Below are 24,871 nucleotides of genomic sequence, written 5' to 3'. Positions count from 1 at the left end.
ATGAAGATCAAGAAGGGCGACCTGGTTCAGGTCATCACCGGCAAGGACAAGGGCAAGCAGGGCAAGGTCATCCAGGCCTACCCCCGCGAGGACCGCGTCCTGGTCGAGGGTGTCAACCGGGTCAAGAAGCACACCAAGGCCGGGCAGACCGCTCGTGGCTCGAAGACCGGCGGCATCGTGACCACCGAGGCTCCGGTCCACGTGAGCAACGTTCAGCTCGTGGTGGAGAAGGACGGCAAGAAGGTCGTCACCCGCGTCGGATACCGCTTCGACGACGAGGGCAACAAGATCCGCGTTGCCAAGCGGACCGGTGAGGACATCTGATGACTGCCACCACCACTGCACCGCGCCTCAAGCTGCGCTACCGCGAAGAGATCCAGGGCAAGCTGAAGGACCAGTTCTCCTACGAGAACGTCATGCAGATCCCCGGTCTCACCAAGATCGTGGTCAACATGGGTGTGGGCGACGCCGCCCGCGACTCCAAGCTGATCGAGGGCGCCATCCGCGACCTCGCCACGATCACCGGCCAGAAGCCGGCCGTCACCAAGGCCCGTAAGTCCATCGCGCAGTTCAAGCTGCGCGAGGGCCAGCCGATCGGTGCCCACGTCACCCTCCGCGGTGACCGCATGTGGGAGTTCCTGGACCGCCTGCTGTCGCTGGCGCTGCCGCGCATCCGCGACTTCCGCGGTCTGTCGCCCAAGCAGTTCGACGGCCGGGGCAACTACACCTTCGGTCTCACGGAGCAGGTCATGTTCCACGAGATCGACCAGGACAAGATCGACCGGGTGCGGGGCATGGACATCACCGTGGTGACCACGGCGTCCAACGACGAGGAAGGCCGTGCCCTGCTTCGTCTCCTCGGCTTCCCGTTCAAGGAGAACTGACCGTGGCGAAGAAGGCTCTGATCGCGAAGGCCGCCCGTAAGCCGAAGTTCGGTGTGCGCGGGTACACCCGCTGCCAGCGCTGCGGCCGGCCCCACTCCGTGTACCGCAAGTTCGGCCTGTGCCGCGTGTGCCTCCGTGAGATGGCTCACCGTGGCGAGCTGCCGGGCGTGACCAAGAGCTCCTGGTAATCCCTCAAGAGGGATGAACCAGGACTCTCGGTAAGCAAATGGATGGCGGGAGCCCGCCCCACGATCCCGTAGGCTTGTGGGGTTGGGCACCCGCTGCCCAATATCGTCTTACTACGCCGTAGGTCCCCGCGCCGCACCCGTGCCCACAGTTGAGTTGGGTGAGAGGGATGGCGCAGATAGGAAACCCCGGCGAGAGAGGCCGAAGGCCATCATGACCATGACCGATCCGATCGCAGACATGCTGACCCGTCTGCGAAACGCGAACTCGGCGTACCACGACTCCGTCGTGATGCCGCACAGCAAGATCAAGTCGCACATCGCGGAGATCCTCCAGCAGGAGGGCTACATCACCGGCTGGAAGGTCGAGGACGCCGAGGTCGGCAAGAACCTCGTCCTCGAGCTGAAGTTCGGCCCCAACCGCGAGCGCTCGATCGCCGGCATCAAGCGGATTTCGAAGCCGGGTCTGCGGGTCTACGCAAAGTCCACCAACCTGCCGAAGGTGCTCGGCGGCCTGGGCGTGGCGATCATCTCCACGTCGCACGGGCTGCTCACCGACAAGCAGGCAGGCAAGAAGGGTGTGGGCGGGGAAGTCCTCGCCTACGTCTGGTAACCAGGGAACGGAGGAAGAGCCATGTCGCGAATTGGACGGCTGCCCATCCAGGTTCCCGCTGGTGTGGACGTCACCATCGATGGCCGTACGGTCGCAGTGAAGGGCCCCAAGGGTTCTCTCTCGCACACCGTCGCCGCGCCCATCGAGGTCGCCAAGGGTGAGGACAACACTCTCGTTGTCACCCGCCCGAACGACGAGCGTCAGAACAAGGCCCTGCACGGCCTGTCCCGCACGCTGGTGGCGAACATGATCACCGGCGTGACCCAGGGCTACAGCAAGGCGCTCGAGATCAGCGGTGTCGGTTACCGCGTCCAGGCGAAGGGTTCCAACCTGGAGTTCGCCCTGGGCTACAGCCACCCGATCGTGGTTGAAGCCCCCGAGGGCATCTCTTTCAAGGTGGAGTCCCCGACCAAGCTGAGTGTCGAGGGCATCGACAAGCAGAAGGTCGGCGAGGTCGCCGCGAACATCCGCAAGCTGCGCAAGCCCGACCCGTACAAGGCCAAGGGCGTGAAGTACGCGGGCGAGGTCATCCGCCGCAAGGTCGGAAAGGCTGGTAAGTAAGCCATGGCATACGGTGTGAAGATCGCCAAGGGCAACGCCCGCAAGGCCGCTGCCATCAAGCGCCGTCACATCCGCGTCCGCAAGCGGATCTCCGGCACCACCGAGCGCCCCCGCCTCGTGGTGACGCGCTCGAACCGTCACATGGTGGCGCAGGTCATCGACGACATCGCGGGCCACACGCTGGCCTCGGCGTCGACCCTGGACACGTCCATCCGTGGCGGCGAGGGTGACAAGAGCGCGCAGGCCAAGCAGGTCGGCGCCCTGGTGGCCGAGCGGGCCAAGGCGGCGGGCGTCGAGGCCGTCGTGTTCGACCGCGGTGGCAACCAGTACGCCGGGCGTATCGCCGCTCTGGCGGACGCCGCCCGCGAGGCCGGGCTGAAGTTCTAGCCCAGGTCCCTACGCACAGCGGACATAAACGAGAGAGGTAAATCCAATGGCTGGACCCCAGCGCCGCGGTGGCGGCGCCGGTGGCGGCGAGCGGCGGGACCGGAAGGACCGGCGGGACGGCGGCGCTGCTGCCGAGAAGACCGCTTACGTCGAGCGCGTTGTCGCGATCAACCGCGTCGCCAAGGTTGTGAAGGGTGGTCGTCGCTTCAGCTTCACCGCGCTGGTCGTGGTGGGCGACGGTGACGGCACCGTGGGTGTCGGTTACGGCAAGGCCAAGGAGGTGCCGGCCGCCATCGCCAAGGGTGTGGAGGAGGCCAAGAAGCACTTCTTCAAGGTCCCCCGGATCGCCGGCACCATCCCCCACCCGATCCAGGGTGAGAAGGCCGCGGGCGTTGTGCTGCTCAAGCCGGCTTCGCCCGGTACCGGTGTGATCGCCGGTGGCCCGGTGCGCGCCGTGCTGGAGTGCGCGGGCATCCACGACGTGCTCAGCAAGTCGCTCGGCTCGTCGAACCCGATCAACATCGTGCACGCCACGGTGACCGCTCTCCAGGGCCTTCAGCGCCCCGAGGAGATCGCGGCCCGCCGTGGTCTGCCGCTCGAGGACGTCGCCCCCGCCGCTCTGCTGCGGGCGCGTGCCGGGGTGGGTGCGTAAGCATGGCCCGCCTGAAGATCACGCAGACGAAGTCGTACATCGGCAGCAAGCAGAACCACCGCGACACCCTGCGTTCGCTCGGCCTCAAGCGGCTCGGCGACACGGTTGTCAAGGAGGACCGCCCCGAGTTCCGCGGCATGGCGCAGACCGTGCGGCACCTCGTGACGGTCGAGGAGGTCGACTGACATGGCGGAGAGCAACCCGCTGAAGGTCCACAACCTCCGGCCCGCCCCGGGCGCCAAGACCGCCAAGACCCGTGTCGGTCGTGGTGAGGCGTCCAAGGGTAAGACCGCCGGTCGTGGTACCAAGGGCACCAAGGCCCGCTACCAGGTTCCGGAGCGCTTCGAGGGTGGGCAGATGCCCCTCCACATGCGGCTCCCGAAGCTCAAGGGCTTCAAGAACCCGTTCCGCACCGAGTACCAGGTCGTGAACCTGGACAAGCTGACCGCGCTCTACCCGCAGGGTGGCGAGGTCACGGTGGCCGACCTGGTCGCCAAGGGCGCGGTTCGCAAGAACCAGCTCGTCAAGGTGCTTGGCTCCGGTGAGGTCTCCGTGGCGCTCCAGGTGACGGTCGACGCCGTCTCCGGCTCCGCCAAGGAGAAGATCACCGCTGCCGGAGGCACGGTCACCGAGCTCGTCTGAGAACGGTGGCACACCTGGCCGGGGATGCCCCAGATACGGGGCATCCCCGGTTGGTCGTTCCAAGGGGGGCCAGGTCGCCGGTAAGGTGGCGTGCGTTGTTACCTTCCGCGCGGCCCGTGCTTGCGCGGGCCCTGGCCGATAAGTATTCGTCGATCCTCAAGACCGTCACCTCTCGCGCCTGACGCGGGGGGCGCAGGAGGCACCGTGCTCACCGCGTTCGCCCGGGCGTTCAAGACGCCCGACCTGCGCAAGAAGCTGCTGTTCACGCTGGGCATCATCGTGCTGTTCCGGCTCGGGCAACATATCCCGATCCCGGGCATTAACTATTCGAACGTCCAGACCTGCATCGATCAGGCCAAGGGTCAGCAGGGGCTCTTCGGCCTGGTCAACATGTTCAGCGGCGGCGCGCTGCTGCAGATCACCATCTTCGCGCTCGGGATCATGCCGTACATCACGGCGAGCATCATCCTTCAGCTGCTGACCGTGGTGATCCCGCGCCTCGAGGCCCTCAAGAAGGAGGGCCAGTCGGGTCAGGCGAAGATCACACAGTACACCCGCTACCTGACCGTGGCGCTCGCCATCCTTCAGGGCACCGGCCTGGTGGCCACCGCCCGTAGCGGCCAGCTGTTCCAGGCCTGCACGGTCGGCAACCGGATCGTCAAGGACGATGCGATCTTCACCACGGTCGTCATGGTGATCACGATGACCGCGGGCACCGCGCTGATCATGTGGCTCGGTGAGCTGGTGACCGACCGCGGCATCGGCAACGGCATGTCGATCCTGATGTTCGTCTCGATCGCGGCCGGGTTCCCGAGCGCCATGTGGACGATCAAGCAGCAGGGCAAGATCATGGGGGGCTGGCTGGAGTTCGGCCTGGTCGTCCTGGTCGGCCTGGTCATGGTCGGCCTGGTGGTCTTCGTCGAGCAGGCCCAGCGCCGTATTCCGGTCCAGTACGCGAAGCGCATGATCGGCCGTCGCTCGTACGGCGGTACGTCGACCTACATTCCGATGAAGGTCAACCAGGCGGGTGTGATTCCCGTCATCTTCGCGTCCTCGCTGCTCTACATTCCCGCGCTGATCGTTCAGTTCAGCGGGTCCAAAGCGAGCTGGGCGACGTGGATCCAGACCAACTTCGTCAGGGGCGATCACCCCTACTACATCACTACGTACTTCCTGCTCATTGTCTTCTTCGCTTTCTTCTATGTGGCCATCTCCTTCAACCCCGAAGAAGTTGCCGACAACATGAAGAAGTATGGTGGGTTCATCCCGGGTATCCGGGCGGGTCGTCCCACGGCGGAGTATCTGAGCTACGTGCTGAACCGTATTACGTGGCCGGGTTCGCTCTATCTGGGACTGATCGCCCTGGTGCCCACGGTGGCGCTGGTGACGCTCAAGGCGAATCAGAACTTCCCGTTCGGCGGAACCAGCATCCTGATCATCGTGGGCGTCGGCCTGGAGACCGTGAAGCAGATCGAGAGCCAGCTTCAGCAGCGACACTACGAAGGGTTCCTCCGCTGATGCGAATCGTCCTCGTCGGGCCTCCTGGGGCTGGCAAGGGTACGCAGGCCGCGTACCTCGCCAAGAACCTGTCGATCCCGCACATCTCCACGGGGGACCTCTTCCGCGCGAACATCAGCCAGGGCACTCCGCTCGGCCGGCAGGCGCAGGAGTACATGCGGGCCGGGCAACTGGTGCCGGACGAGGTCACCATCGGCATGGCCGAAGACCGGATGCGCCAGCCGGACGCCGCGCCGGGCTTTCTCCTGGACGGCTTCCCGCGCAACCTGGCCCAGGCCGAGGCACTGGACGAGTTCCTCCGGGACAACCAGATCTCGCTGGACGCGGTGCTGGACCTGGAGGTCCCCGAGGACGAGGTCGTCCGGCGCATCGCCGGGCGGCGGATCTGCCGCAACGACAGCAGCCATGTCTTCCATGTCACCGGCGCCCCGCCGAAGACCGAGGGCGTGTGCGATGCGTGCGGCGGCGAGCTGTACCAGCGCGAGGACGACAGCGAGGAGACGGTTCGCAAGCGGCTGGAGGTCTACCACCGCGAAACCGAGCCGATCATCGACTACTACAAGGCCAAGGGCCAGGTCGTGACGATCCCCGCGCTGGGCAAGGTCTCCGAGGTCACCCAGCGGGCCATGGACGCGCTGGCGGCCAAGGCGGCCTGAGGCAGCCTGGAAAGATCCGGCCAACGGCCGCGGTGCCCATCGGGCGTCGCGGCCGTACTGTTGAGCAGGCGGCGTCAGCGCGCCGACACACAGCAACGACGGAAAAGCGGGAAGGCAGTCCTAGTGGTGGAGATAAAGACCCCCGAGCAGATCGCGAAGATGCGTGAGGCGGGACTGGTCGTCGCGGCCATCCACCAGTCGACGCGCGAGGCGGCCGTCCCGGGCGCGTCGACCAAGGACCTGGACGATGTCGCCCGCAAGGTGATCGCCGACCACGGCGCCAAGTCGAACTTCCTCGGCTACGGGGGCTTCCCCGCGACCATCTGCACCTCGGTGAACGATGTCGTGGTGCACGGCATCCCGGACCGCGAGACCGTCCTCAAGGACGGCGACATCATCTCCATCGACGCGGGCGCGATCGTGGACGGCTGGCACGGCGACGCCGCCTTCACCGTCTTCGTGGGCGAGGGCCACGCGCCCGAGCTGTTCGAGCTGAGCCGGGTGACCGAGGAGTCCATGTGGGCCGGCATCGCCGCGGTCCGCAAGGGCAACCGCCTGATCGACATCTCCAAGGCCATCGAGGGCTACATCCGGCGCCAGCCGCGCCCGGCCTCCGGCAAGTACGGGATCATCGAGGACTACGGCGGCCATGGCATCGGCAGTCAGATGCACATGGACCCGCACCTGCTGAACTATGTCTCGAAGAAGCGCGGCAAGGGCCCGCGGCTGGTGCCCGGCTTCTGCATCGCGATCGAGCCCATGGTGAGCCTGGGTACCGCGAAGACCCACGTCCTGTCCGACGACTGGACGGTCAAGACGGACGACGGCACCTGGTCCAGCCACTGGGAGCACTCGGTCGCGCTGACCGAGGAGGGCCCGCTGGTGCTGACGGCCGTGGACGGCGGGGCCGCGAAACTGGCCGAGTACGGCATCCAGACGGCGCCGGACCCCCTGGCGTAAGATCCCGACCGGCTTAATGATCTATGGGACCGGGCAGACTGCCCTGGATTCGTGTTTCTCGAGGCGCTGACGTAGACTGACACGTCGGCTCACGCGTGTCCTTCGGCATGTCGCGAACCGATCAAGGTAGCCGATCCCGAAAGCAGGACATGGCCAAGAAGCAAGGCGCCATCGAAATCGAGGGCACCGTGATCGAGTCTCTGCCGAACGCGATGTTCAAGGTGGAGCTCCAGAACGGTCACAAGGTCCTCGCGCACATCAGCGGCAAGATGCGCATGCACTACATCCGCATCCTGCCCGATGACCGGGTCGTCGTGGAGCTGTCTCCGTACGACCTGACGCGCGGACGGATCGTCTACCGCTACAAGTAGATCTCAAGACCCGGAGAACCTCACACCCATGAAGGTCAAGCCGAGCGTCAAGAAGATCTGCGACAAGTGCAAGGTGATCCGCCGCCACGGCCGGGTCATGGTCATCTGCGACAACCTGCGCCACAAGCAGCGCCAGGGCTGACGTACGCCTGGCCGCACGACCTGCACTTCGCAGTATCTTCGCGCGACGCGTAACAACACGTACATACGCAGTCACCCGTGCCCGCTCCGGCGGGGACGACACCCCCGGTCGGAGGCCGGGGACCCGGCGGCCGCCGCGCGGCGGCCGGGAGTGGTGCTGCGGAAGACCTCCGACAACCATCTGGAGCCAGATTCATGGCACGCCTCGCAGGCGTAGACCTCCCGCGCGAGAAGCGCGTCGAGGTCGCCCTCACCTATGTCTTCGGCATCGGCCGCACCCTTGCCCAGCAGACCCTCGCCAGCACCGGCGTGAACCCGGACACCCGCGTTCGCGACCTGGCGGAAGAGGACCTGGTCAAGATCCGCGAGTACGTGGACAACAACATCAAGACCGAGGGTGACCTCCGTCGCGAGATCCAGGCCGACATCCGCCGCAAGGTCGAGATCGGCTGCTACCAGGGTCTGCGTCACCGCCGCGGCCTGCCGGTCCACGGTCAGCGCACCAGCACCAACGCCCGCACCCGTAAGGGCCCGCGTCGCGCCATCGCCGGTAAGAAGAAGCCGGGCAAGAAGTAGTCCGCATCGGACGCTGTTCAAGCGGTCCGGCTGTAGGACCGACCACCTCCACGGGAGATACACCGAATGCCTCCGAAGAGCCGTACGGCCGGCGCCAAGAAGGTGCGCCGCAAGGAGAAGAAGAACGTCGCCCACGGGCACGCTCACATCAAGAGCACGTTCAACAACACCATCGTCTCGATCACCGACCCGACCGGGAACGTGATCTCTTGGGCCTCGGCCGGCCACGTCGGCTTCAAGGGCTCGCGCAAGTCGACTCCGTTCGCCGCGCAGATGGCCGCCGAGTCGGCCGCCCGCCGCGCGCAGGAGCACGGCATGCGCAAGGTCGACGTGTTCGTCAAGGGTCCGGGCTCCGGCCGTGAGACCGCGATCCGCTCGCTCCAGGCCACCGGCCTGGAGGTGGGTTCGATCCAGGACGTCACTCCGACTCCGCACAACGGATGCCGCCCGCCCAAGCGTCGGCGCGTCTGACCAGCTGAAGTAGGAGAGATACCAGAAAATGGCGCGTTATACCGGGGCCGACTGCAAGCGTTGCCGTCGGGAGAAGCAGAAGCTCTTCCTCAAGGGGAGCAAGTGCGAGAGCGCGAAGTGCCCGATCGAGATCCGTCCTTACCCCCCGGGTGAGCACGGTCGCGGGCGCACCAAGGACAGCGAGTACCTGCTGCAGCTCCGTGAGAAGCAGAAGGCCACCCGCATCTACGGTGTCCTTGAGAAGCAGTTCCGTGGTTACTACGCGGAGGCGAACAAGAAGACCGGCAAGACTGGTGAGAACCTTCTTCGCATCCTCGAGTCGCGGCTGGACAACGTGGTCTACCGGGCCGGCTTCGCCAAGTCCCGCGACCACGCCCGGCAGCTGGTCCGCCACGGCCACATCAACGTGAACGGCCGCAAGACCGACATCCCGTCGGCCCGCGTCGCCGTGAACGACATCATCGAGGTTCGCCCGAAGTCCCGGACCATGACCCCCTTCCAGGTGGCTCAGGCCGAGGCCGGCGAGCGCACCGTGCCGGCGTGGCTGGAGGCCATTCCGTCGCAGCTGCGGATCCTCGTGCACTCGCTGCCCGAGCGCCAGGTGATCGACACCCAGGTGCAGGAGCAGCTGATCGTCGAGCTCTACTCGAAGTAAGCACTACTCGAGGTAGTAGCTCGGGTTACGGGCGGTACGAGCCGTTTGGCCCGTGCCGCCCGTACCATCGTCAGTACAGAGGGCGTCATATAGCGGGCGCCCACGACTGAAGGACCGAACACCATGCTGATCGCTCAGCGTCCCTCGTTGACCGAAGAGGTCGTCGACGAGTTCCGCTCCCGGTTCGTGATCGAGCCGCTGGAGCCGGGCTTCGGCTACACCCTCGGCAACTCCCTCCGTCGTACGCTCCTGTCGTCGATCCCCGGTGCGGCTGTCACCAGTATCCGGATCGACGGGGTCCTGCACGAGTTCACCACCGTGCCGGGCGTCAAGGAGGACGTCACCGACCTGATCCTCAACATCAAGCAGCTGGTCGTCTCCTCGGAGCACGACGAGCCGGTCGTGATGTACCTGCGCAAGCAGGGCCCGGGTCTGGTCACCGCCGCCGACATCGCGCCCCCGGCCGGTGTCGAGGTGCACAACCCCGACCTGGTCCTGGCCGCGCTGAACGGCAAGGGCAAGCTGGAGATGGAGCTGACCGTCGAGCGCGGTCGCGGCTATGTCTCCGCCGTGCAGAACAAGCAGGTCGGCCAGGAGATCGGCCGGATTCCGGTCGACTCGATCTACTCGCCGGTGCTCAAGGTCACGTACAAGGTCGAGGCGACCCGTGTCGAGCAGCGCACCGACTTCGACAAGCTGATCGTCGACGTCGAGACCAAGCAGGCCATGCGTCCGCGTGACGCCATGGCGTCGGCCGGCAAGACCCTGGTCGAGCTGTTCGGTCTCGCGCGCGAGCTGAACGTGGACGCCGAGGGCATCGACATGGGCCCGTCCCCGACGGACGCCGCCCTGGCCGCCGACCTGGCGCTGCCGATCGAGGAGCTCGAGCTCACCGTCCGCTCGTACAACTGCCTCAAGCGCGAGGGCATCCACTCCGTGGGTGAGCTCGTGGCGCGGTCCGAGGCGGACCTGCTCGACATCCGTAACTTCGGCGCCAAGTCGATCGACGAGGTCAAGGCGAAGCTGGCCGGCATGGGCCTGGCCCTCAAGGACAGCCCGCCCGGGTTCGACCCGACCGCCGCCGCCGACGCCTTCGGCGCCGACGACGACGCGGACGCCGGTTTCGTGGAGACCGAGCAGTACTGAACCACTGGGCCCCGGGCTCTGAGCCCGGGGCCCTCGGTTCTGCCCAGAACTTCCGGCGGGCGCTCGCCCGTCGGTGACTGACACCGGTACCTCATACGGCCGGTGCAGACCCAAGGAGAAACACATGCCGAGGCCCACCAAGGGCGCCCGTATGGGCGGCAGCGCTGCGCACGAGCGGCTCATGCTGGCGAACCTCGCCACCTCGCTGTTCGAGCACGGCCGCATCAAGACCACCGAGGCGAAGGCCCGCCGTCTGCGCCCGGTCGCGGAGAAGCTGATCACCAAGGCGAAGAAGGGCGACCTTCACAACCGCCGTCTGGTGCTCCAGACCATCCGTGACAAGAGCGTCGTGCACACTCTCTTCACCGAGATCGGCCCGCGCTACGAGAACCGGCCGGGTGGCTACACCCGCATCACCAAGATCGGTAACCGTCGTGGCGACAACGCGCCCATGGCGATCATCGAGCTGGTCGAGGCGCTGACCGTGCAGCAGCAGGCTGTCGGCGAGGCCGAGGCCGCCACCAAGCGCACCGCGAAGGACGCTGCCGGCGACCAGGCGCTCGAGGGCCTGAAGAAGGACGAGGCCGCCGAGGCCGCCGAGGCCCCGGCGGAGGCCGCTGAGGCCGAGGAGTCCAAGGACAAGGACGCCTGAGCGTCGTTCTGACGGCTTGAGGTGACGGGCCCGCTCCCAGCGACTTGGGGGCGGGCCCGTCCTGCATGGAGAGGATTTCCGGGTGACGGACGAGGCGCCCGAAGGCTACGTACGCGTCCGGCTGGACCTGTCGTACGACGGCACCGACTTCTCGGGCTGGGCCAAGCAGCGCGGCCGGGACACGGTGCGCACCGTGCAGGGCGAGCTGGAGAGTGCCCTCCAGGTCGTCATGCGCATGCAGGACCCCGTGGAGCTGACCGTCGCCGGCCGCACCGACGCGGGCGTGCACGCGCGCGGCCAGGTCGCCCATGTCGACCTCCCGGAGCCCGTCTGGGCCGAACACCGCGAGAAGCTGCTGCGCCGCCTGGCCGGCCGGCTCCCGCACGACATACGCGTCTGGTCCGTGGCGGAGGCCCCGCCCGGCTTCAACGCCCGCTTCTCCGCCATCTGGCGCCGCTACGCCTACCGCGTCGTCGACCACCCCGGCGGCGTCGACCCGCTGCTGCGCGGGCATGTGCTGTGGCACGACTGGCCGCTGGACGTGGACGCCATGAACGAGGCCGCGCAGCAGCTCCTCGGAGAGCACGACTTCGCGGCGTACTGCAAGAAGCGCGACGGCGCCACCACCATCCGCACCCTCCAGCACCTCAGCTGGGAGCGCGGCCCCGACGGCATCATCACGGCGACCGTCCGGGCCGACGCCTTCTGCCACAACATGGTCCGTTCCCTGGTCGGCGCCCTCCTCTTCGTCGGCGACGGCCACCGCCCGCCGGACTGGCCCGCCAAGGTCCTCGCCGCCGGAGTCCGCGACTCCGCGGTCCATGTCGTCCGCCCCCACGGCCTGACCCTCGAACAGGTCGGCTACCCTGCCGACGACCAACTCGCCGCCCGCAACCGCGAGGCCCGCAACAGGCGTTCGCTGCCGCTGGTGGGTCCGACGGCGGCGGGGGCGGGCTGCTGCTGAGGCTCAGCGGCTCTGTTGGCCCGTTAGCGTCTTGTATGGGCACGCCTGTTCGGGGAAGTCTCCCTTGAGTCAGATGATCTCATCACAAGGGGTGGGGAATGCGACAGCGAGACGGAAGAGACGGCCACGGACTCAGACGCTGGGCGCGGGCCGGGTCGGTGACGGCGGCTCTGACCATGCTGGTCGCAGTGGGGGTGGCGGACTTGCCGGCCGGGCTGCCGTTCGGTGCGACTTCGGCCGCCGCGGCGGAGATCCAGCCGGTGGCCATCACCTCGGACCGGTATCCGGACGACGAGCAGTGGTATGACGGCGCGGGAGAGTACGGCAGCTTCACGCTCGACGCCGCCTCCCCTGACGCGGTGAAGTACCAGTACGAACTGACCGGTCAGGGCCGGGCGACCCTAACCCCGTCTGTTCCTGGCGGTCCTGTGACCTTTCGTTTCATGCCGGAGAGCGCAGGTGTGTATCACCTGTCCGTGAGGGCGTACGACAGCGAAGGTTCCACCGTGGGGACGGGCACTTCCTGGTTCCAGGTCGCCTCGGGACGGGCTCCCAAGGCCGCGTGGCGGCTGGACGACCCCGAAGGTTCGGAGCGGGCCCAGGGCAGCGGATCCGCCCCGTCGGCCACGGCCGGGCCGGGCGTGACGTTCGGGCGGCCGGGCCACGGCTGGAACACCGGTACCGCGGCGGCCCTGGACGGCACGAGCGGCGCGTACCTGGACGCGGGTGGGTCGGCACTCGACACGCGCAAGGCGTTCGCAGTGGGGGCCTGGGTGTATCTGCCCGATCGGCCGTCCCGCTCGATGACCGTGGTCAGCCAGGATGGCACCGACGGGCCCGCCTTCGCCCTGGGATATGACGATGAGGCAGGTGCCTGGGCCTTTCGCGCGTCGCCAGCCGAGGGCGGGTCCTTGTCTTGGGCGGTGTCGGGTGGCGCCGCGCCGCGGCAGAGCTGGATCCACCTCCTGGGGGTGTACGACGTCGAAGCGGGCAGCCTCCGGCTGTATGTGAACGGGCGTCTGGTGAAGGAGGACATCCGGCCTGGCCGCACGGTGGCCGGCGGTACCGGCGGTTTGCAGATCGGGCGCGAGGCATCCCCCTCCGGGTACACCGGCCGGCTGCGGGGGACCGTGGCGGATGTGCGGGCGTACGACCGTGTCGTCCCGGTGCCCGAGGCCGAGGAGCTGGGCACCGTGAAGCCGCATCAGGTCGCTTACTGGTCCCTCGAATCCGCCACCGGCGGCGTCGCCCCCGATATGGATCCGAAGCGACCGGACGAGTCGGCGGGAACGGGGATTTCACTGCGCGGCGGCGCGTCGATCTACACCCCGGCGGATCCCGGGTGTGACCCCGGCATGGACCCGGACTGCGTGGTCGATCCGAACGCCTACGCCCTCAGCGGCAACGGGCACCTGGCTTTGAATGGCACGAGCGCGTTCGCCGACCGGGCTGCCGGGCTGCTGGCGTCCGAGGACAGTTTCTCGATCACCGCACGAGCCCGGCTGTCGTCCTTGGACACGGCAGGGAACCACACGGTCCTGAGTCTTTCCGGCCAATTCGCCCGGGCCGCGGTGGTGCGTTACTCGCCCTTCACGCAGAGGTGGGAGCTCGCGGTGACGAGTCGGGACGACAGCGGTGCCGCGGTCAGCACGGCCCGGGCCGTGGGCACATACCCCAGCGACGAGAACTTCGGCGATCACCTGGCGCTGGTGTACGACGCGACGGCCCGCGAGGTTCGGCTATATGTCAATGGCGAACTGGCCGGCGCGGAGACCATGTGGGTCAACTCCTGGGACCTCTCCACGACGCGCCTCGATGTCGGCCGGTCGGCGACCGGCTCCGACGCGGCCGACTACTTCTCCGGGGCCGTCGACGAGGTGCGGGTCTTCCAGGGGGCGCTCGGGGAGGAAGCGGTGTCGATGCTCTCCCTCCTTGTGTCCGGCTCGAGCCTGCCCGAACCCGGCGACTCCACCTCCGGACTCACTTCCCGGGGCTCGGGCACGTGACAGCCAGGTTGTTGGCCTTCGTGAGGTAAGGGCGGATGCCGTCGGTGGACGGGTAGAGGTCCGTCTTGTTGCGGTCGACGATGTCGCCCATGATCCGGCCGACGCGGAGCGGGCTGATGTCGGCCGGGGCTGGGGTGTCCGGGGTGAGACGGAGCGTCAGGTCCCAGACCGGGGCCTTGGGTGATTCCGTGTGGGCCTCGCGGATCCGGTCGTACGGGATGGTGGCGCGGAACTCGGCCGGGCCGAGGGCCGTGACGGGGACGGTGAAGGGGCGGGACGGGCCGCCGCGGGGGACGGCCAGGACGGTGGGGGTCGCGCCCGCGGGGAAGGCGGTGCCGTGCAGGGTGCCGGCCACGTTGAGCGCCTCGGCGTCGGCGTGGATGGTCCGGGCCTCGGCGTGGGCCCGGCGGTGCCAGGTGCGCAGGGCGAGATGGCCGCCCACGGTGCGGTACGGGATCCACCAGGAGAACGGGGCGTCGGGCGACGGATCTTCCAGGTCCAGCAGGCCGCGCCCCTCCGCGAAGCGGCAGACCACCCGGCGGCGGGCGCCGTCGCCGGGGCGTAGGACATGCAGGTCCCAGCGCCCCTCCGCGAGGGTGAGGGCGCGGCGGTCGAGCAGCGCGGTCCAGGGGGCGTCGTCGGTGGCGGGGGGACGCAGGGGCAGGGTGAGGGGGGCGGCCCCCTGGCCGTCGTGATCGTCGCGGCGGGTGAGGGTGAGCGCGAGGTCGGTGCCGCGTACGTCCGTGCGGTCGATCAGGACGGTCAGGTTGCCGTCCGCGTCGACGCGGCAGGAGGCGCTGGGGCGCAGCGGCTTGCGGATCAGCTGCTTGACCGCGCCCTTGAGTGCGGTCTTCAGGGGCGTCCCCGGGGTGGCGAGCCCTCGCAGCGGACGGCGTCCGCGCCGGGTCGCGGGGGCGGACGTGCCGCGTGCCTCGTAGAGCTGCGTGAACAGTTGCTCGTACGCCTCCGCCACGCGCTCAGGCGCGTACCGCTGGGCGGCTGTGCGGGCTGCCGCGCCCATGGTGCGGCGCAGTTCGTCGTCCTCGATCAGGCTCAGCAGCCCCTTGGCGATGGCGTCGCTGTCGCCGACGGGGACGAGGAGGCCGTCCTGGCCGTGGGTGATGATCTCGCCGGGCCCGTGGGGGCAGTCGGTGGCGACGACGGGCACGCCGCAGTGCATGGCCTCCACGATCGTCATGCCGAAGGACTCCTCGCGCGAGGTGACGGCGGCGATGGAGCCCTTGGCCCACTCGGTTTCGATGGGGGAGTGCGCGCCCATGAGCGTGACGTGGTCGGCCAGGCCGAGTTCGTCGATCCGGCGGCGGAGGATCGGCTGCTGGGGGCCGCGGCCGTAGAGGCGCAAGTGCCAGTCGGGGTGTTTGGCGGCGACCGTCGCCCAGGCCTCCACCAGCAGGTCGTACCGCTTGACGGGGATGAGCCGGCCGGCCGCCACGACCAGCTTCGCCGAGCCGTCGGAGGGCTCGACCTCGGTGGCGGGGACCCCGTTGGGCAGCCCGACGATACGGGTGGCCACGCCGGGCAGATGGGCGCGGTGCGTCGCCGCGTCGGCCTCCGAGACGGTGGTGTACGCGTCCAGGCGGGCGATGGCGGCGTCGCAGGCGGCGCGGAGGGTGGCCTCGTGGGTGCCGTAGATCCGGTGTTCCTGCCCGATCCGCAGACAGCGGCCTGCCTGCCCGAACTCGGCGAGGTAGATCACGAGTCCGGGGCGGGTCGCGATGACCACGTCGGCGTCGGTGTCCGCGAGATAGGCGGCGATGCGCTGGTCGGTCAGGGCGTTGAAGTTCGTGGTGCCCTTGGCCTCGGCGGCGGGGATGTGCGCGGTGGGGCGGGTGAGCAGGGGGTCGTCCGCGTCGCTCGTCTCCGCGTCCGGGCGCCGGTCGATCAGCGGGGTGATGCGGACGGCGGGGTGGAGGGGGAGGCTGGGCGCGTCGTGGGTCCGCATGACGGTGACGATCTCAACGGTGTGGCGGGCGGCGAGCGCGCTTGCCATGTTGAAGGTCGTGCGGATGGTGCCGCCTATGCCGTACGCGTTGTGCAGCAGGAATGAGATCTTCATGGTGATGTAGGCGCGGCCTGGGCGGACCGTCGCGCCGCTGCCTCCCGTTCAGCTTCACGTAATGCGCTCAACTCACAAACCACTCTGAAATACGCCCACATGAGCCCGGTATGGGGCCGGTATGGGTTCGGTAAGCATCGATCGGTCGGTAAGACCGTTGGACGCGGGAAAGGTTGCTTATGCGGCAGGTGATATGCGATGCCCCACATCTGGGCCATCCGATACAACCTTCCGCGGGGGTCGGGTGTCGCGGCCATCTCAACGGGAGGGGCGCGGGGCGCGTTGATGCAGCCTCGTGCGGATCCGATGGACCCCGCCCGCCGCCGGCTCAGTGAAGAGTGGCGATCGCCGTGCGGCAGAGGACGCTCTCGGCCTGATCCCACGACCAGCCGTTCTCGACCACCAAGGTGCGCCAGCCGGTGGGGCCGAACCAGAACCACAGCAGGCCGGCCGTCTCCTCCACGGTGCGGGAGGGTGCCGGAGCGAGCGTGTGCAGGTGAGGGGCGGCGGCGATGAGTGCGTCCCGGTACGCGGCGGTGGCGCGCGCGGCGACACCGGCCGCTGAGGCGATGTCCGCGACCGTGACTCGGCCATAGCCGCGCTCGGCGAAGAGCTCTGTGGCCTGCCGGAGGATCAGCGCACGCGTCTGCGCGACTCCGGGGCCGTCTGGGGTCCTCGCCTCGGGCGCGTGGATGCGGTCGGCCTTCAGCGACCTGCGCTTCCCCATCCTCGGCACGGCCCGCGACGATGACCAGGTCTGGGTGCGGCTGCGCATGCGGGGTCGTCATACGGGCCCCTTCGTCCGCTTCCGTGAGGGCGCCCTCGACCAGGCAATACCCCCTACCGGGCGCGAGATCGACTTTGAACAGATCCATGTGCTCGGCCTGCGCGACGGCAAGGTGGCCGTGCACGAGGCGGTGCGCGACGATGTCGCCATGCTCGGGCAACTCGGCATCTTTCCGCCGACGCCGGCGATCGCGGTACGCATGCTCACCTGGCGAGTGACCGGACGAGCCGCCCGCGCGGCCGCACACGTCACGGCACAGGCAGCCGACGCGGCCGCCCTTCTTGCCCCCGCGCCGGCGTGAGGGGTTCCCGGCCCCGCCGCTGGACGGCATGTTGGGCCGTTGTGATCTCGTGATCAGGCGAGGGGCAACCTTTTCGGCGATACCTGATCGTCATGGAAACCGCTGTTCGAACGCGCGCAACCCGTTGTTTGATGACCCCAACCGCGATCGCGGGAGAATCAACAAAGGGTGGACAAAAAAGTGAGTAAGTCTGTGTCGCGCGTCGTGCTGGCGGTCACGGCCGTGGCGGCGCTGGGGTTGGTGACCGCGTGCAGCGGCGACTCCGACGGGGACAAGAAGTCCGACAAGTCGTCAGAGCAGACGGCGGGGAAGACGCCGGGCGGCGACAAGGCGGTCGCGGCGCCGCTCGCGAAGGCCGACTTGGAGAAGGCCGTGATCGTGAAGGCCGACGTCAAGGGCTTCGAGGTCGAGAAGATGACGGACAAGGAGTACGCCGACGGCGGAGCGGCCAAGGCCGCGAAGGCCGAGTGCCAGCCGCTGGCGCAGATGATGGGGGCCGAGCAGAACCCGGTGCCGAAGGCCTCGGCGTACGCGACGTTCGCCTCCGGCACCCCGGGCGGCGACGACGCGGATCTGGGCCTCACGGGCATGATCCGGGTGTCCTCGTACGCGGAGGCCGGCGCCGAGCAGACCATCTCGGACCTGCGGGGCGCCCTCAAGGCCTGCGCCGGTGGGTTCAAGGCGACCGACGGGTCCGGCGACAAGGCGGACGTCTCGAAGGTGGAGACGCTGACCGCGCCGAAGCTCGGCGACGAGGCGCTGGCCTACACGGTGACCGACAAGCAGGAGGGCGCCGCCGTGAAGTTCACCGTCGTGCGCTCGGGCACGCACCTGTCCGTGTTCTTCGGCGTCAACATCGCGAACCCCGCCAAGTCCGAGATCCCGGAGGCCGTGGTCTCGGCGCAGGTCGCCAAGTTGGAGAAGGCCCTGAAGGCCTGAAGCCCCTGACGGGTTGATGTGACGCCCCGCCCGACCCCGGCTGCGGAGACCGGGGTCGGGCGGGTGCGCGGTGTCAGTTGGAGGCCGTCGCCGCCGCCGACGCCTGCTGGTTGCCGCGCTCCAGGATGCGGCGGAAGGCGTAGTCCGCGATATCGCGCCCCGCCTCCAGCGCCTTGGTGTCGGAGGAGGCCACATCCGCGCCGGAGGTGTATCCGGCGATGGTGAAGTAGGCGTAGCGGCCGATGGCGTTGGCCGAGGCGCGGCAGTCCGCCTGGCGGCAGAAGGCGGGCACGCCGCCGCCCGACAGGGACGCCACATTGGGCCCCGCCTGCTCCTTCGCCCGCTCCGCCGCCGCCTTGGTGTCGAAGACGGCGATTCCGACGGTGACCGCGACCCCGTCCTTCGAGTACGTCGCGCGGAAGAGTTGGCGGCAGCCGTTGCCGGTGAGGGCGGGGACCAGGCTGCCCTGGGCCGCCGTGGCACAGCTCTTGGTGGCCGCGGTGGAGCCCTTGGCGTACTCGCGGCCGTTCCCCACGGCCTTCTTGTCGGGGAAGAGAGTGCCGGTGCTGATGGGCGCCTTGTCCCGCTGCGCGCTGGAGAGGATGTCCAGCGGCTTCGGCGGGGCCGGCGGGGCGACGTCGGAGAACGTCGGCTCGGGGGTCGGGGACTCGCTCGGCAGGTCCTGGGGCGCGGGCAGCTGACTGGCCGACTTGTCGGACTTGTTGGCGGATTTGCCCTTGTCGCCGCTGCTGATCACGGCCGTGGCCACGATCGCCCCGACGGCGGCCGTCGCGAGCACCCCGCCGCCGATGAACAGCAGCTTGCGGCGGCGGCCGCGCCTGGCGCTGTCGTCGGCCAGCGCCGCCCAGTCCGGCGTCGGCGGCTGAGCACCCCCGGGCCCGTAGCCTCCCCCGGGCCCATAAGGCCCCCCTTGCCCAAAGCTCATGGCGCGCATCTTAATCCGCGCAAGTGTTAAACCGGTTGGTCCGGTACGCGCCCGGAGGTCACAATCCGGTCCATGGGACATGTGGAGGCAGGGCATCTCGAGTACTACCTCCCGGACGGACGGGTGCTGCTCGGGGATGTGTCGTTCCGGGTCGGCGAGGGCGCCGCGGTGGCGCTGGTGGGGGCCAACGGCGCCGGGAAGACCACGCTGCTGCGGCTGATCGCGGGGGAGCTCAAGCCGCACGGCGGCTCGGTGACGGTCAGCGGCGGGCTCGGCGTGATGCCGCAGTTCGTCGGGTCCGTGCGGGACGACCGGACGGTGCGGGACCTGCTGGTCTCGGTCGCGCGGCCGGGTATCCGGAAGGCCGCCGAGGCGGTGGACGAGGCCGAGCACGCGATCATGACCCGGGACGACGAGCCCGCGCAGATGCAATATGCCCAGGCGCTCAGCGACTGGGCCGAGGCCGGCGGGTACGAGGCCGAGACGGTGTGGGACATGTGCACCATGGCCGCGCTCGGCGTTCCGTACGAGCGGGCGCAGTGGCGCCAGGTGCGGACCCTGTCGGGCGGCGAGCAGAAGCGGCTGGTGCTGGAGTCGCTGCTGCGCGGCGCCGACGAGGTGCTGCTGCTGGACGAGCCGGACAACTACCTCGACGTCCCCGGCAAGCGCTGGCTGGAGGAGCGGCTGCGGGAGACCAAGAAGACGGTGCTGTTCGTCTCCCACGACCGGGAGCTGCTGGCCCGCTCCGCCGAGAAGATCATCAGCGTGGAGCCGGGCCCGGCGGGCAGCGACGTCTGGGTGCACGGCGGCGGCTTCGCCACGTACCACCAGGCCCGCAAGGAGCGCTTCGCCCGCTTCGAGGAGCTGCGGCGGCGCTGGGACGAGGAGCACGCCAAGCTCCGGCAGCTGATGCTCACCTTCAAGCAGAAGGCGGCGTACAACTCCGACATGGCCAGCCGCTACCAGGCGGCGAAGACCCGGCTGCGGAAGTTCGAGGAGGCCGGCCCGCCGCAGGAGCCGCCGCGCGAGCAGGACATCCGGATGCGGCTGAAGGGCGGCCGCACCGGCGTGCGCGCGGTGACCTGCCAGGGGCTGGAGCTCACCGGCCTGATGAAACCGTTCGACCTGGAGGTCTTCTACGGCGAGCGGGTGGCCGTGCTCGGCAGCAACGGATCGGGCAAGTCCCACTTCCTGCGGCTCCTGGCGGGGGACGAGGTCGGCCACACGGGCGCGTGGAAGCTGGGGGCGCGGGTGGTGCCCGGCCACTTCGCGCAGACCCACGCCCACCCCGAGCTGGACGGACGCCCCCTCGTCGACATCCTGTGGACCGAGCACGCCAAGGACCGGGGCGGCGCGATGAGCGCGCTGCGCCGCTATGAGCTGGAGCGCCAGGGCGACCAGCGCTTCGACAAGCTGTCCGGCGGGCAGCAGGCGCGCTTCCAGATTCTGCTGCTGGAGCTCGCGGGCGCCACCGCGCTGCTGCTGGACGAGCCGACGGACAACCTGGACCTGGAGAGCGCGGAGGCGCTCCAGGAGGGGCTCGAGCGGTACGAGGGGACGGTGCTGGCTGTCACGCACGACCGCTGGTTCGCCAGGTCCTTCGACCGCTTCCTGGTCTTCGGGGCGGACGGGGTGGTGCGGGAGGCGTCGGAGCCGGTCTGGGACGAGGGGCGGGTGGCGCGCAAGCGGTGAGCCGCGGTGTGCCGCTATGAGCTGGAGCGCCAGGGCGATCAGCGCTTCGGCAAGCTGTCGGGCGGGCAGCAGGGGCACGGGGGTCTGGGGGTGTCCCCCAGAAGGAAGGGGTCAGATTCTGCTGCTGGAGCTCGCGGGCGCCACCGCGCTGCTGCTGGACGAGCCGACGGACAACCTGGACCTGGAGAGCGCGGAGGCGCTCCAGGAGGGGCTCGAGCGGTACGAGGGGACGGTGCTGGCTGTCACGCACGACCGCTGGTTCGCCAGGTCCTTCGACCGTTTCCTGGTCTTCGGGGCGGACGGGGTGGTGCGGGAGGCGTCGGAGCCGGTCTGGGACGAGGGGCGGGTGGCCCGTAAGAGGTGAGTGGTGCGGTGGCGGCCGGGGGTGTTTTGACCCGTGCGGGGGCGGGCCGGTATTCTGCCAGTTCGTTATGCGTATTGGCTTGCTCGTTCTCACGTGAGAGGCCGTTACGCCGGTCCACCGGGCCGATGACCAGCGGCAGGCACTCGGTTTGCGTCACCGATGTGCGGCCAAGGCTGTCGTGATCGTCCGGGTGGCCTTGTTCGGACCCATCCCCTCGGTCCTGGCGGACCTGGGGAGACCCCATCACTGAAGAAGCGAAGGCAACGACCGTGCGTACGTTCAGCCCCAAGCCCGGCGACGTCCAGCGTCAGTGGCACGTCATCGACGCCACCGACGTCGTCCTGGGCCGCCTGGCCTCTCAGGCAGCCACCCTTCTGCGGGGGAAGCACAAGCCGGTGTACGCGCCGCATGTCGACACTGGTGACTTCGTCATCATCATCAACGCCGACAAGGTGCACCTCTCCGGCAACAAGCGGACCCAGAAGATGGCGTACCGCCACTCCGGCTACCCGGGTGGTCTGCGCTCCATCCGCTACGACGAGCTGCTGGACAAGGCTCCGGAGAAGGCCGTCGAGAAGGCCATCAAGGGCATGCTCCCCAAGAACACCCTGGGCCGTCAGATGCTCTCGAAGCTGAAGGTCTACGCGGGTGACCAGCACCCGCACGGCGCTCAGCAGCCGGTCCCGTTCGAGATCACCCAGGTCGCGCAGTAGTCCCGGCCACCCCCTAAGACGAAAAGAATCTGAGGAGCATCGTGGCCGAGACCACCGCCGAGACCCCCCTCGACGTCGAGGAGTACACCACCGAGAGCGTGGAGACGATCGAGTCGGAGTACACCTCCGAGTCGCTCGCTTCCCGCTTCGGCGAGCCGCAGCCGGCCGCCGGCACCGGGCGCCGCAAGAACGCCATCGCCCGCGTCCGCATCGTGCCGGGCAGCGGCCAGTGGAAGATCAACGGTCGCACCCTTGAGGACTACTTCCCCAACAAGGTGCACCAGCAGGAAGTCAACGAGCCCTTCAAGGTGCTCGAGCTGGACGACCGCTACGACGTTGTCGCCCGCATCTCGGGTGGCGGCGTCTCCGGTCAGGCCGGTGCGCTGCGCCTGGGCATCGCCCGCGCGCTGAACGAGGCGGACGTGGACAACAACCGCGGCCCGCTGAAGAAGGCCGGCTTCCTGACCCGTGACGACCGCGCCACCGAGCGTAAGAAGGCCGGTCTGAAGAAGGCCCGCAAGGCGCCGCAGTACAGCAAGCGCTAATCGCGGCTTCGCTGCTCATGCGGCGGCTTGTCCGCTCGTTCGAACGCCCCGGCGGCACCACCCGTGCCGCCGGGGCGTTCGGCTATTGGCACCAGGGGGCGTATACCTACAAGCAAGCTTCCGCCCCCCAGCTCGTAATCTCGGAGGACACCAGTGGGACGACTCTTCGGTACGGACGGTGTGCGCGGTGTCGCCAACGCCGACCTGACGGCTGAGATGGCGCTCGGCCTGTCGGTCGCGGCGGCGCATGTGCTCGCCGAGGCGGGAACCTTCGAAGGCCATCGGCCGATGGCGGTGGTCGGAAGGGATCCGCGCGCGTCCGGGGAGTTTCTGGAGGCCGCCGTGGTGGCCGGGCTGGCCAGCGCGGGCGTGGACGTGCTGCGGGTGGGTGTGCTGCCGACGCCCGCCGTGGCGTTTCTGACCGGGGAGCGGGGCGCGGACCTCGGCGTGATGCTGTCCGCCAGCCACAACCCGATGCCCGACAACGGCATCAAGTTCTTCGCGCGCGGCGGCCACAAGCTCGCCGACGAGCTGGAGGACCGGATCGAGAACACCTACCGCGCGCACGCCTCGGGCGAGCCGTGGGACCGGCCGACCGGCGCGGGCGTGGGCCGGGTCCGCGACTACGACGAGGGCCTCGACAAATACGTCGCCCACCTCCTCGGCGTCCTCCCCAACCGGCTCGACGGGCTGAAGATCGTCATCGACGGGGCGCACGGCGCGGCCGCCCGCGTCTCCCCCGAGGCGTTCACCCGGGCCGGTGCCGAGGTCATCACCATCGGCACCGAGCCGGACGGGCTCAACATCAACGACGGCTACGGCTCCACCCACCTGGACCCGCTGCGGGCCGCCGTCGTCGAGCACGGGGCCCACCTGGGCATCGCGCACGACGGGGACGCCGACCGCTGCCTCGCCGTGGACGCGGCGGGCGAGGAGGTCGACGGCGACCAGATCCTCGCCGTGCTCGCGCTCGCGATGCGCGAGGCGGGCACGCTTCGCGAGAACACGGTCGTCGGCACCGTGATGTCCAACCTGGGCTTCAAGCTCGCCATGCGGCGCGAGGGCGTCGAGCCGGTCCAGACGGCGGTCGGCGACCGCTATGTGCTGGAGGAGATGAAGGAGCACGGCTACGCCCTGGGCGGCGAGCAGTCCGGCCACGTCATCGTGCTCGACCACGCGACCACCGGCGACGGCACCCTGACCGGGCTGCTGCTGGCCGCCCGGGTGGCCGCCACCGGCCGTACGCTGGCCGACCTCGCGGGCGTCATGGAGCGGCTGCCGCAGGTGCTGATCAACGTCCGGGACGTGGACAAGTCCCGGGTCGCCTCCAGCGCCGAGCTGGCCGCCGCGGTGACCGACGCGGAGCGGGAGCTGGGCGAGACCGGGCGGGTGCTGCTGCGGCCGTCCGGGACCGAGCCCGTGGTGCGCGTGATGGTCGAGGCCGCGGACATCGACCAGGCCCGGTCGGTCGCGGGGCGCCTCGCGGACGCGGTGAAGTCCGCGCTGGGCTAGGCCCTGTCTCCCCGTAGCCGCCGCAGCGCTCGGTCACGCTGCTTGGCCCAGAGGAACTTCTGGGCCAGCAGTGTGAGCGTGCCGGCGACCACGATCCCGGCCAGATTCAGCAGCAGCTGCTCGGTCGAGCCCCACATCTGGTCGATCTCGCCGTAGCCGAGCGCCACCGCCGCGTTGGCCGCGGCCGGCACCGTGGTGACGGAGATCGCCACGCCGACCAGCGCCCCGGACTTCGCCGAGGTCAGCGAGAGCGTGCCGGCGATGCCCGCGAGCAGGGCCACGACGAAGGAGAACATATCCGGCTTCCAGATGAAGTCGGTGTTCGGACGGGCCCGCTCCAGCTGTTCCCTGGTGAACAGCCCGAAGGCGTCCATCAGCACACTGAAGCCTGTCGTCAGCACCATCGCCACCGCGAAGCCGACGACCAGCGCGATCGTCGATCGGGCCGCGAGCCGCGGGGCCCGCTGGACCAGCGCGGTGGACAGGCCCGCCAGCGGGCCGAACTCCGGGCCGACCGCCATCGCGCCCACGATCAGGATCGCGTTGTCGAGCACCACACCGCAGGCCGCGATCATCGTGGCCAGGACGAGGAAGGCCAGGAAGGTCACGGAGAGCGTGGACTCCTCGTGGGTGGCCTCGGCCAGCTGCTCCCACAGGACGGCGTCCGCGCCCTCACCCGGAGCTTCCTCCTCCGCCTTGTCGGCCCGCTTGGACAGCGACAGATCGATGTTCTCCACGGCTATCGAGCCATCGGCGTCCAGGCCCAGCGCGCGCAACTCGCCCAGCAGGGCGTCACCCGCCTCGCGCGCCACATCGACCGTCACCACATCGCCCGCCGGGTTGCGCGCGGCGCCCGGCAGCACCACGAGATGGGTGGTGCCCACCGTCTGCTCCACGGTGTGCACCACCTTCTCGGTGCGGTCGGCCGGGACGATCAGCCGAAGGTGTAGCACGG

31 protein-coding genes and 1 pseudogene are annotated in these 24,871 nt (G+C 69.1%); 28 read left to right on the top strand and 4 right to left on the bottom strand.

Annotated features, from left to right (window positions below; genetic code table 11):
* From rplX to ACZ4WQ_RS41090, 21 genes are all read left to right on the top strand, one after another.
* The gene (rplX, locus tag ACZ4WQ_RS41190; protein ID WP_014178777.1) at positions 1 to 324 is read left to right on the top strand and encodes a 50S ribosomal protein L24; all 324 of its coding nucleotides are present in this window, start codon (positions 1 to 3) and stop codon (positions 322 to 324) included.
* Complete coding sequence (rplE, locus tag ACZ4WQ_RS41185; RefSeq protein ID WP_311726661.1) at positions 324 to 884, top strand: 50S ribosomal protein L5; 561 nt, start codon at positions 324 to 326, stop codon at positions 882 to 884. The genes rplX and rplE overlap by 1 nt, the downstream gene beginning before the upstream one ends.
* A 2-nt stretch (positions 885 to 886) precedes the next feature.
* Positions 887 to 1,072, top strand: coding sequence for a type Z 30S ribosomal protein S14 (locus ACZ4WQ_RS41180; RefSeq protein ID WP_003948630.1), 186 nt, complete (start codon positions 887 to 889; stop codon positions 1,070 to 1,072).
* A 211-nt stretch (positions 1,073 to 1,283) separates the two neighbouring features.
* Entirely contained in the window at positions 1,284 to 1,682 is a 399-nt protein-coding gene (gene rpsH, locus ACZ4WQ_RS41175; protein ID WP_014178779.1) for a 30S ribosomal protein S8, read from the top strand.
* Positions 1,683 to 1,703: 21 nt separating this feature from the next.
* A complete protein-coding gene (rplF, locus tag ACZ4WQ_RS41170) occupies positions 1,704 to 2,243 on the top strand; it encodes a 50S ribosomal protein L6 (protein ID WP_311726662.1) in 540 nt (179 codons plus the stop codon).
* A 3-nt stretch (positions 2,244 to 2,246) separates the two neighbouring features.
* Positions 2,247 to 2,630: a 50S ribosomal protein L18 gene (rplR, locus tag ACZ4WQ_RS41165; protein WP_311726663.1), complete on the top strand. Its 384-nt coding sequence runs from the start codon at positions 2,247 to 2,249 to the stop codon at positions 2,628 to 2,630.
* A 46-nt stretch (positions 2,631 to 2,676) separates the two neighbouring features.
* Positions 2,677 to 3,282: a 30S ribosomal protein S5 gene (gene rpsE / locus ACZ4WQ_RS41160; RefSeq protein WP_311726664.1), complete on the top strand. Its 606-nt coding sequence runs from the start codon at positions 2,677 to 2,679 to the stop codon at positions 3,280 to 3,282.
* Between the two features lie 2 nt (positions 3,283 to 3,284).
* Positions 3,285 to 3,467 carry a 50S ribosomal protein L30 gene (gene rpmD, locus ACZ4WQ_RS41155; RefSeq protein ID WP_311726665.1) on the top strand — a complete coding sequence of 61 codons (183 nt, stop codon included), beginning with the start codon at positions 3,285 to 3,287 and terminating at the stop codon, positions 3,465 to 3,467.
* Between the two features lies 1 nt (position 3,468).
* Positions 3,469 to 3,924, top strand: coding sequence for a 50S ribosomal protein L15 (gene rplO / locus ACZ4WQ_RS41150; protein WP_311726666.1), 456 nt, complete (start codon positions 3,469 to 3,471; stop codon positions 3,922 to 3,924).
* Between the two features lie 204 nt (positions 3,925 to 4,128).
* Entirely contained in the window at positions 4,129 to 5,442 is a 1,314-nt protein-coding gene (secY, locus tag ACZ4WQ_RS41145; protein WP_311726667.1) for a preprotein translocase subunit SecY, read from the top strand.
* Positions 5,442 to 6,098, top strand: a complete 657-nt coding sequence (locus tag ACZ4WQ_RS41140; protein WP_311726668.1) for an adenylate kinase — start codon at positions 5,442 to 5,444, stop codon at positions 6,096 to 6,098. Before secY ends, ACZ4WQ_RS41140 begins: the two co-directional genes overlap by 1 nt.
* 123 nt (positions 6,099 to 6,221) lie before the next feature.
* Positions 6,222 to 7,058, top strand: coding sequence for a type I methionyl aminopeptidase (map, locus tag ACZ4WQ_RS41135; RefSeq protein WP_398377153.1), 837 nt, complete (start codon positions 6,222 to 6,224; stop codon positions 7,056 to 7,058).
* Between the two features lie 149 nt (positions 7,059 to 7,207).
* Positions 7,208 to 7,429, top strand: coding sequence for a translation initiation factor IF-1 (infA, locus tag ACZ4WQ_RS41130; RefSeq protein ID WP_003956442.1), 222 nt, complete (start codon positions 7,208 to 7,210; stop codon positions 7,427 to 7,429).
* 28 nt (positions 7,430 to 7,457) lie between these two features.
* A complete protein-coding gene (rpmJ, locus tag ACZ4WQ_RS41125) occupies positions 7,458 to 7,571 on the top strand; it encodes a 50S ribosomal protein L36 (protein WP_003956441.1) in 114 nt (37 codons plus the stop codon).
* A 194-nt stretch (positions 7,572 to 7,765) separates the two neighbouring features.
* Positions 7,766 to 8,146 carry a 30S ribosomal protein S13 gene (gene rpsM / locus ACZ4WQ_RS41120; protein WP_089509683.1) on the top strand — a complete coding sequence of 127 codons (381 nt, stop codon included), beginning with the start codon at positions 7,766 to 7,768 and terminating at the stop codon, positions 8,144 to 8,146.
* A gap of 66 nt (positions 8,147 to 8,212) precedes the next feature.
* Positions 8,213 to 8,617, top strand: a complete 405-nt coding sequence (gene rpsK / locus ACZ4WQ_RS41115) for a 30S ribosomal protein S11 (RefSeq protein WP_009715860.1) — start codon at positions 8,213 to 8,215, stop codon at positions 8,615 to 8,617.
* A gap of 28 nt (positions 8,618 to 8,645) precedes the next feature.
* The gene (gene rpsD, locus ACZ4WQ_RS41110) at positions 8,646 to 9,272 is read left to right on the top strand and encodes a 30S ribosomal protein S4 (RefSeq protein WP_311726670.1); all 627 of its coding nucleotides are present in this window, start codon (positions 8,646 to 8,648) and stop codon (positions 9,270 to 9,272) included.
* Between the two features lie 123 nt (positions 9,273 to 9,395).
* Positions 9,396 to 10,418, top strand: a complete 1,023-nt coding sequence (locus ACZ4WQ_RS41105) for a DNA-directed RNA polymerase subunit alpha (protein ID WP_311726671.1) — start codon at positions 9,396 to 9,398, stop codon at positions 10,416 to 10,418.
* A gap of 124 nt (positions 10,419 to 10,542) precedes the next feature.
* Positions 10,543 to 11,070, top strand: coding sequence for a 50S ribosomal protein L17 (gene rplQ, locus ACZ4WQ_RS41100; protein WP_398377436.1), 528 nt, complete (start codon positions 10,543 to 10,545; stop codon positions 11,068 to 11,070).
* Between the two features lie 82 nt (positions 11,071 to 11,152).
* On the top strand, positions 11,153 to 12,034 hold the full coding sequence (truA, locus tag ACZ4WQ_RS41095) for a tRNA pseudouridine(38-40) synthase TruA (protein WP_398377437.1): 882 nt from the start codon (positions 11,153 to 11,155) through the stop codon (positions 12,032 to 12,034).
* 176 nt (positions 12,035 to 12,210) lie between these two features.
* Complete coding sequence (locus tag ACZ4WQ_RS41090; protein ID WP_358846561.1) at positions 12,211 to 14,040, top strand: LamG domain-containing protein; 1,830 nt, start codon at positions 12,211 to 12,213, stop codon at positions 14,038 to 14,040.
* Here the strand turns inward: ACZ4WQ_RS41090 and ACZ4WQ_RS41085 are convergent.
* Together ACZ4WQ_RS41085 and ACZ4WQ_RS41080 are read right to left on the bottom strand one after the other, a co-directional pair.
* Positions 14,015 to 16,117 (bottom strand): glycosyltransferase family 4 protein, encoded by a 2,103-nt coding sequence (locus tag ACZ4WQ_RS41085; RefSeq protein WP_398377439.1) that lies wholly within the window; start codon positions 16,115 to 16,117, stop codon positions 14,015 to 14,017. The two genes, ACZ4WQ_RS41090 and ACZ4WQ_RS41085, sit on opposite strands and share 26 nt — an antisense overlap.
* Positions 16,118 to 16,445: 328 nt before the next feature.
* Complete coding sequence (locus ACZ4WQ_RS41080) at positions 16,446 to 16,844, bottom strand: TetR family transcriptional regulator (protein ID WP_398377440.1); 399 nt, start codon at positions 16,842 to 16,844, stop codon at positions 16,446 to 16,448.
* Between ACZ4WQ_RS41080 and ACZ4WQ_RS41075 the strand changes: the two genes are divergently transcribed.
* Together ACZ4WQ_RS41075 and ACZ4WQ_RS41070 are read left to right on the top strand one after the other, a co-directional pair.
* Complete coding sequence (locus ACZ4WQ_RS41075) at positions 16,810 to 17,205, top strand: ester cyclase (protein WP_398377441.1); 396 nt, start codon at positions 16,810 to 16,812, stop codon at positions 17,203 to 17,205. The two genes, ACZ4WQ_RS41080 and ACZ4WQ_RS41075, sit on opposite strands and share 35 nt — an antisense overlap.
* 180 nt (positions 17,206 to 17,385) lie before the next feature.
* On the top strand, positions 17,386 to 18,144 hold the full coding sequence (locus ACZ4WQ_RS41070; RefSeq protein ID WP_385348033.1) for a hypothetical protein: 759 nt from the start codon (positions 17,386 to 17,388) through the stop codon (positions 18,142 to 18,144).
* Between the two features lie 73 nt (positions 18,145 to 18,217).
* Here ACZ4WQ_RS41070 and ACZ4WQ_RS41065 read toward each other — a convergent pair whose 3' ends face one another.
* Complete coding sequence (locus ACZ4WQ_RS41065; protein ID WP_398377443.1) at positions 18,218 to 19,090, bottom strand: hypothetical protein; 873 nt, start codon at positions 19,088 to 19,090, stop codon at positions 18,218 to 18,220.
* 72 nt (positions 19,091 to 19,162) lie between these two features.
* Between ACZ4WQ_RS41065 and ACZ4WQ_RS41060 the strand changes: the two genes are divergently transcribed.
* From ACZ4WQ_RS41060 to glmM, 5 genes and pseudogenes are all read left to right on the top strand, one after another.
* Entirely contained in the window at positions 19,163 to 20,782 is a 1,620-nt protein-coding gene (locus ACZ4WQ_RS41060; RefSeq protein WP_358846567.1) for an ABC-F family ATP-binding cassette domain-containing protein, read from the top strand.
* Positions 20,783 to 20,794: 12 nt separating this feature from the next.
* A pseudogene (locus tag ACZ4WQ_RS41055) lies at positions 20,795 to 21,146 on the top strand (ABC transporter ATP-binding protein); the annotation flags it as partial.
* A 269-nt stretch (positions 21,147 to 21,415) separates the two neighbouring features.
* The gene (gene rplM / locus ACZ4WQ_RS41050; protein WP_311726681.1) at positions 21,416 to 21,859 is read left to right on the top strand and encodes a 50S ribosomal protein L13; all 444 of its coding nucleotides are present in this window, start codon (positions 21,416 to 21,418) and stop codon (positions 21,857 to 21,859) included.
* A 41-nt stretch (positions 21,860 to 21,900) separates the two neighbouring features.
* Positions 21,901 to 22,404, top strand: coding sequence for a 30S ribosomal protein S9 (gene rpsI, locus ACZ4WQ_RS41045; protein ID WP_311726682.1), 504 nt, complete (start codon positions 21,901 to 21,903; stop codon positions 22,402 to 22,404).
* 153 nt (positions 22,405 to 22,557) lie between these two features.
* The gene (gene glmM, locus ACZ4WQ_RS41040) at positions 22,558 to 23,916 is read left to right on the top strand and encodes a phosphoglucosamine mutase (protein ID WP_311726683.1); all 1,359 of its coding nucleotides are present in this window, start codon (positions 22,558 to 22,560) and stop codon (positions 23,914 to 23,916) included.
* Here glmM and ACZ4WQ_RS41035 read toward each other — a convergent pair.
* Positions 23,913 to 24,869: a DUF389 domain-containing protein gene (locus tag ACZ4WQ_RS41035; protein ID WP_398377445.1), complete on the bottom strand. Its 957-nt coding sequence runs from the start codon at positions 24,867 to 24,869 to the stop codon at positions 23,913 to 23,915. The genes glmM and ACZ4WQ_RS41035 overlap by 4 nt on opposite strands.
* Positions 24,870 to 24,871: the final 2 nt, after the last annotated feature.

Source organism: Streptomyces sp. NPDC028305 (assembly GCF_055569495.1).
The sequence above is the reverse complement of the archived record's forward strand: the minus strand, read 5'-3'. Positions and strand labels throughout refer to the sequence as shown.

Excerpts from the sequence above, each read along its gene's own strand:
- rplX (WP_014178777.1), top strand. The coding sequence starts at position 1 with ATGAAGATCAAGAAGGGCGACCTGGTTCAGGTCATCACCGGCAAGGAC.
- rplE (WP_311726661.1), top strand. The coding sequence starts at position 324 with ATGACTGCCACCACCACTGCACCGCGCCTCAAGCTGCGCTACCGCGAA.
- rpsH (WP_014178779.1), top strand. The coding sequence starts at position 1,284 with ATGACCATGACCGATCCGATCGCAGACATGCTGACCCGTCTGCGAAAC.
- rplF (WP_311726662.1), top strand. The coding sequence starts at position 1,704 with ATGTCGCGAATTGGACGGCTGCCCATCCAGGTTCCCGCTGGTGTGGAC.
- rplR (WP_311726663.1), top strand. The coding sequence starts at position 2,247 with ATGGCATACGGTGTGAAGATCGCCAAGGGCAACGCCCGCAAGGCCGCT.
- rpsE (WP_311726664.1), top strand. The coding sequence starts at position 2,677 with ATGGCTGGACCCCAGCGCCGCGGTGGCGGCGCCGGTGGCGGCGAGCGG.
- rpmD (WP_311726665.1), top strand. The coding sequence starts at position 3,285 with ATGGCCCGCCTGAAGATCACGCAGACGAAGTCGTACATCGGCAGCAAG.
- rplO (WP_311726666.1), top strand. The coding sequence starts at position 3,469 with ATGGCGGAGAGCAACCCGCTGAAGGTCCACAACCTCCGGCCCGCCCCG.
- ACZ4WQ_RS41140 (WP_311726668.1), top strand. The coding sequence starts at position 5,442 with ATGCGAATCGTCCTCGTCGGGCCTCCTGGGGCTGGCAAGGGTACGCAG.
- infA (WP_003956442.1), top strand. The coding sequence starts at position 7,208 with ATGGCCAAGAAGCAAGGCGCCATCGAAATCGAGGGCACCGTGATCGAG.
- rpmJ (WP_003956441.1), top strand. The coding sequence starts at position 7,458 with ATGAAGGTCAAGCCGAGCGTCAAGAAGATCTGCGACAAGTGCAAGGTG.
- rpsM (WP_089509683.1), top strand. The coding sequence starts at position 7,766 with ATGGCACGCCTCGCAGGCGTAGACCTCCCGCGCGAGAAGCGCGTCGAG.
- rpsK (WP_009715860.1), top strand. The coding sequence starts at position 8,213 with ATGCCTCCGAAGAGCCGTACGGCCGGCGCCAAGAAGGTGCGCCGCAAG.
- rpsD (WP_311726670.1), top strand. The coding sequence starts at position 8,646 with ATGGCGCGTTATACCGGGGCCGACTGCAAGCGTTGCCGTCGGGAGAAG.
- ACZ4WQ_RS41105 (WP_311726671.1), top strand. The coding sequence starts at position 9,396 with ATGCTGATCGCTCAGCGTCCCTCGTTGACCGAAGAGGTCGTCGACGAG.
- rplQ (WP_398377436.1), top strand. The coding sequence starts at position 10,543 with ATGCCGAGGCCCACCAAGGGCGCCCGTATGGGCGGCAGCGCTGCGCAC.
- ACZ4WQ_RS41090 (WP_358846561.1), top strand. The coding sequence starts at position 12,211 with ATGCTGGTCGCAGTGGGGGTGGCGGACTTGCCGGCCGGGCTGCCGTTC.
- ACZ4WQ_RS41085 (WP_398377439.1), bottom strand. The coding sequence starts at position 16,117 with ATGAAGATCTCATTCCTGCTGCACAACGCGTACGGCATAGGCGGCACC.
- ACZ4WQ_RS41075 (WP_398377441.1), top strand. The coding sequence starts at position 16,810 with ATGCGGTCGGCCTTCAGCGACCTGCGCTTCCCCATCCTCGGCACGGCC.
- ACZ4WQ_RS41080 (WP_398377440.1), bottom strand. The coding sequence starts at position 16,844 with ATGGGGAAGCGCAGGTCGCTGAAGGCCGACCGCATCCACGCGCCCGAG.
- ACZ4WQ_RS41065 (WP_398377443.1), bottom strand. The coding sequence starts at position 19,090 with ATGAGCTTTGGGCAAGGGGGGCCTTATGGGCCCGGGGGAGGCTACGGG.
- ACZ4WQ_RS41060 (WP_358846567.1), top strand. The coding sequence starts at position 19,163 with ATGGGACATGTGGAGGCAGGGCATCTCGAGTACTACCTCCCGGACGGA.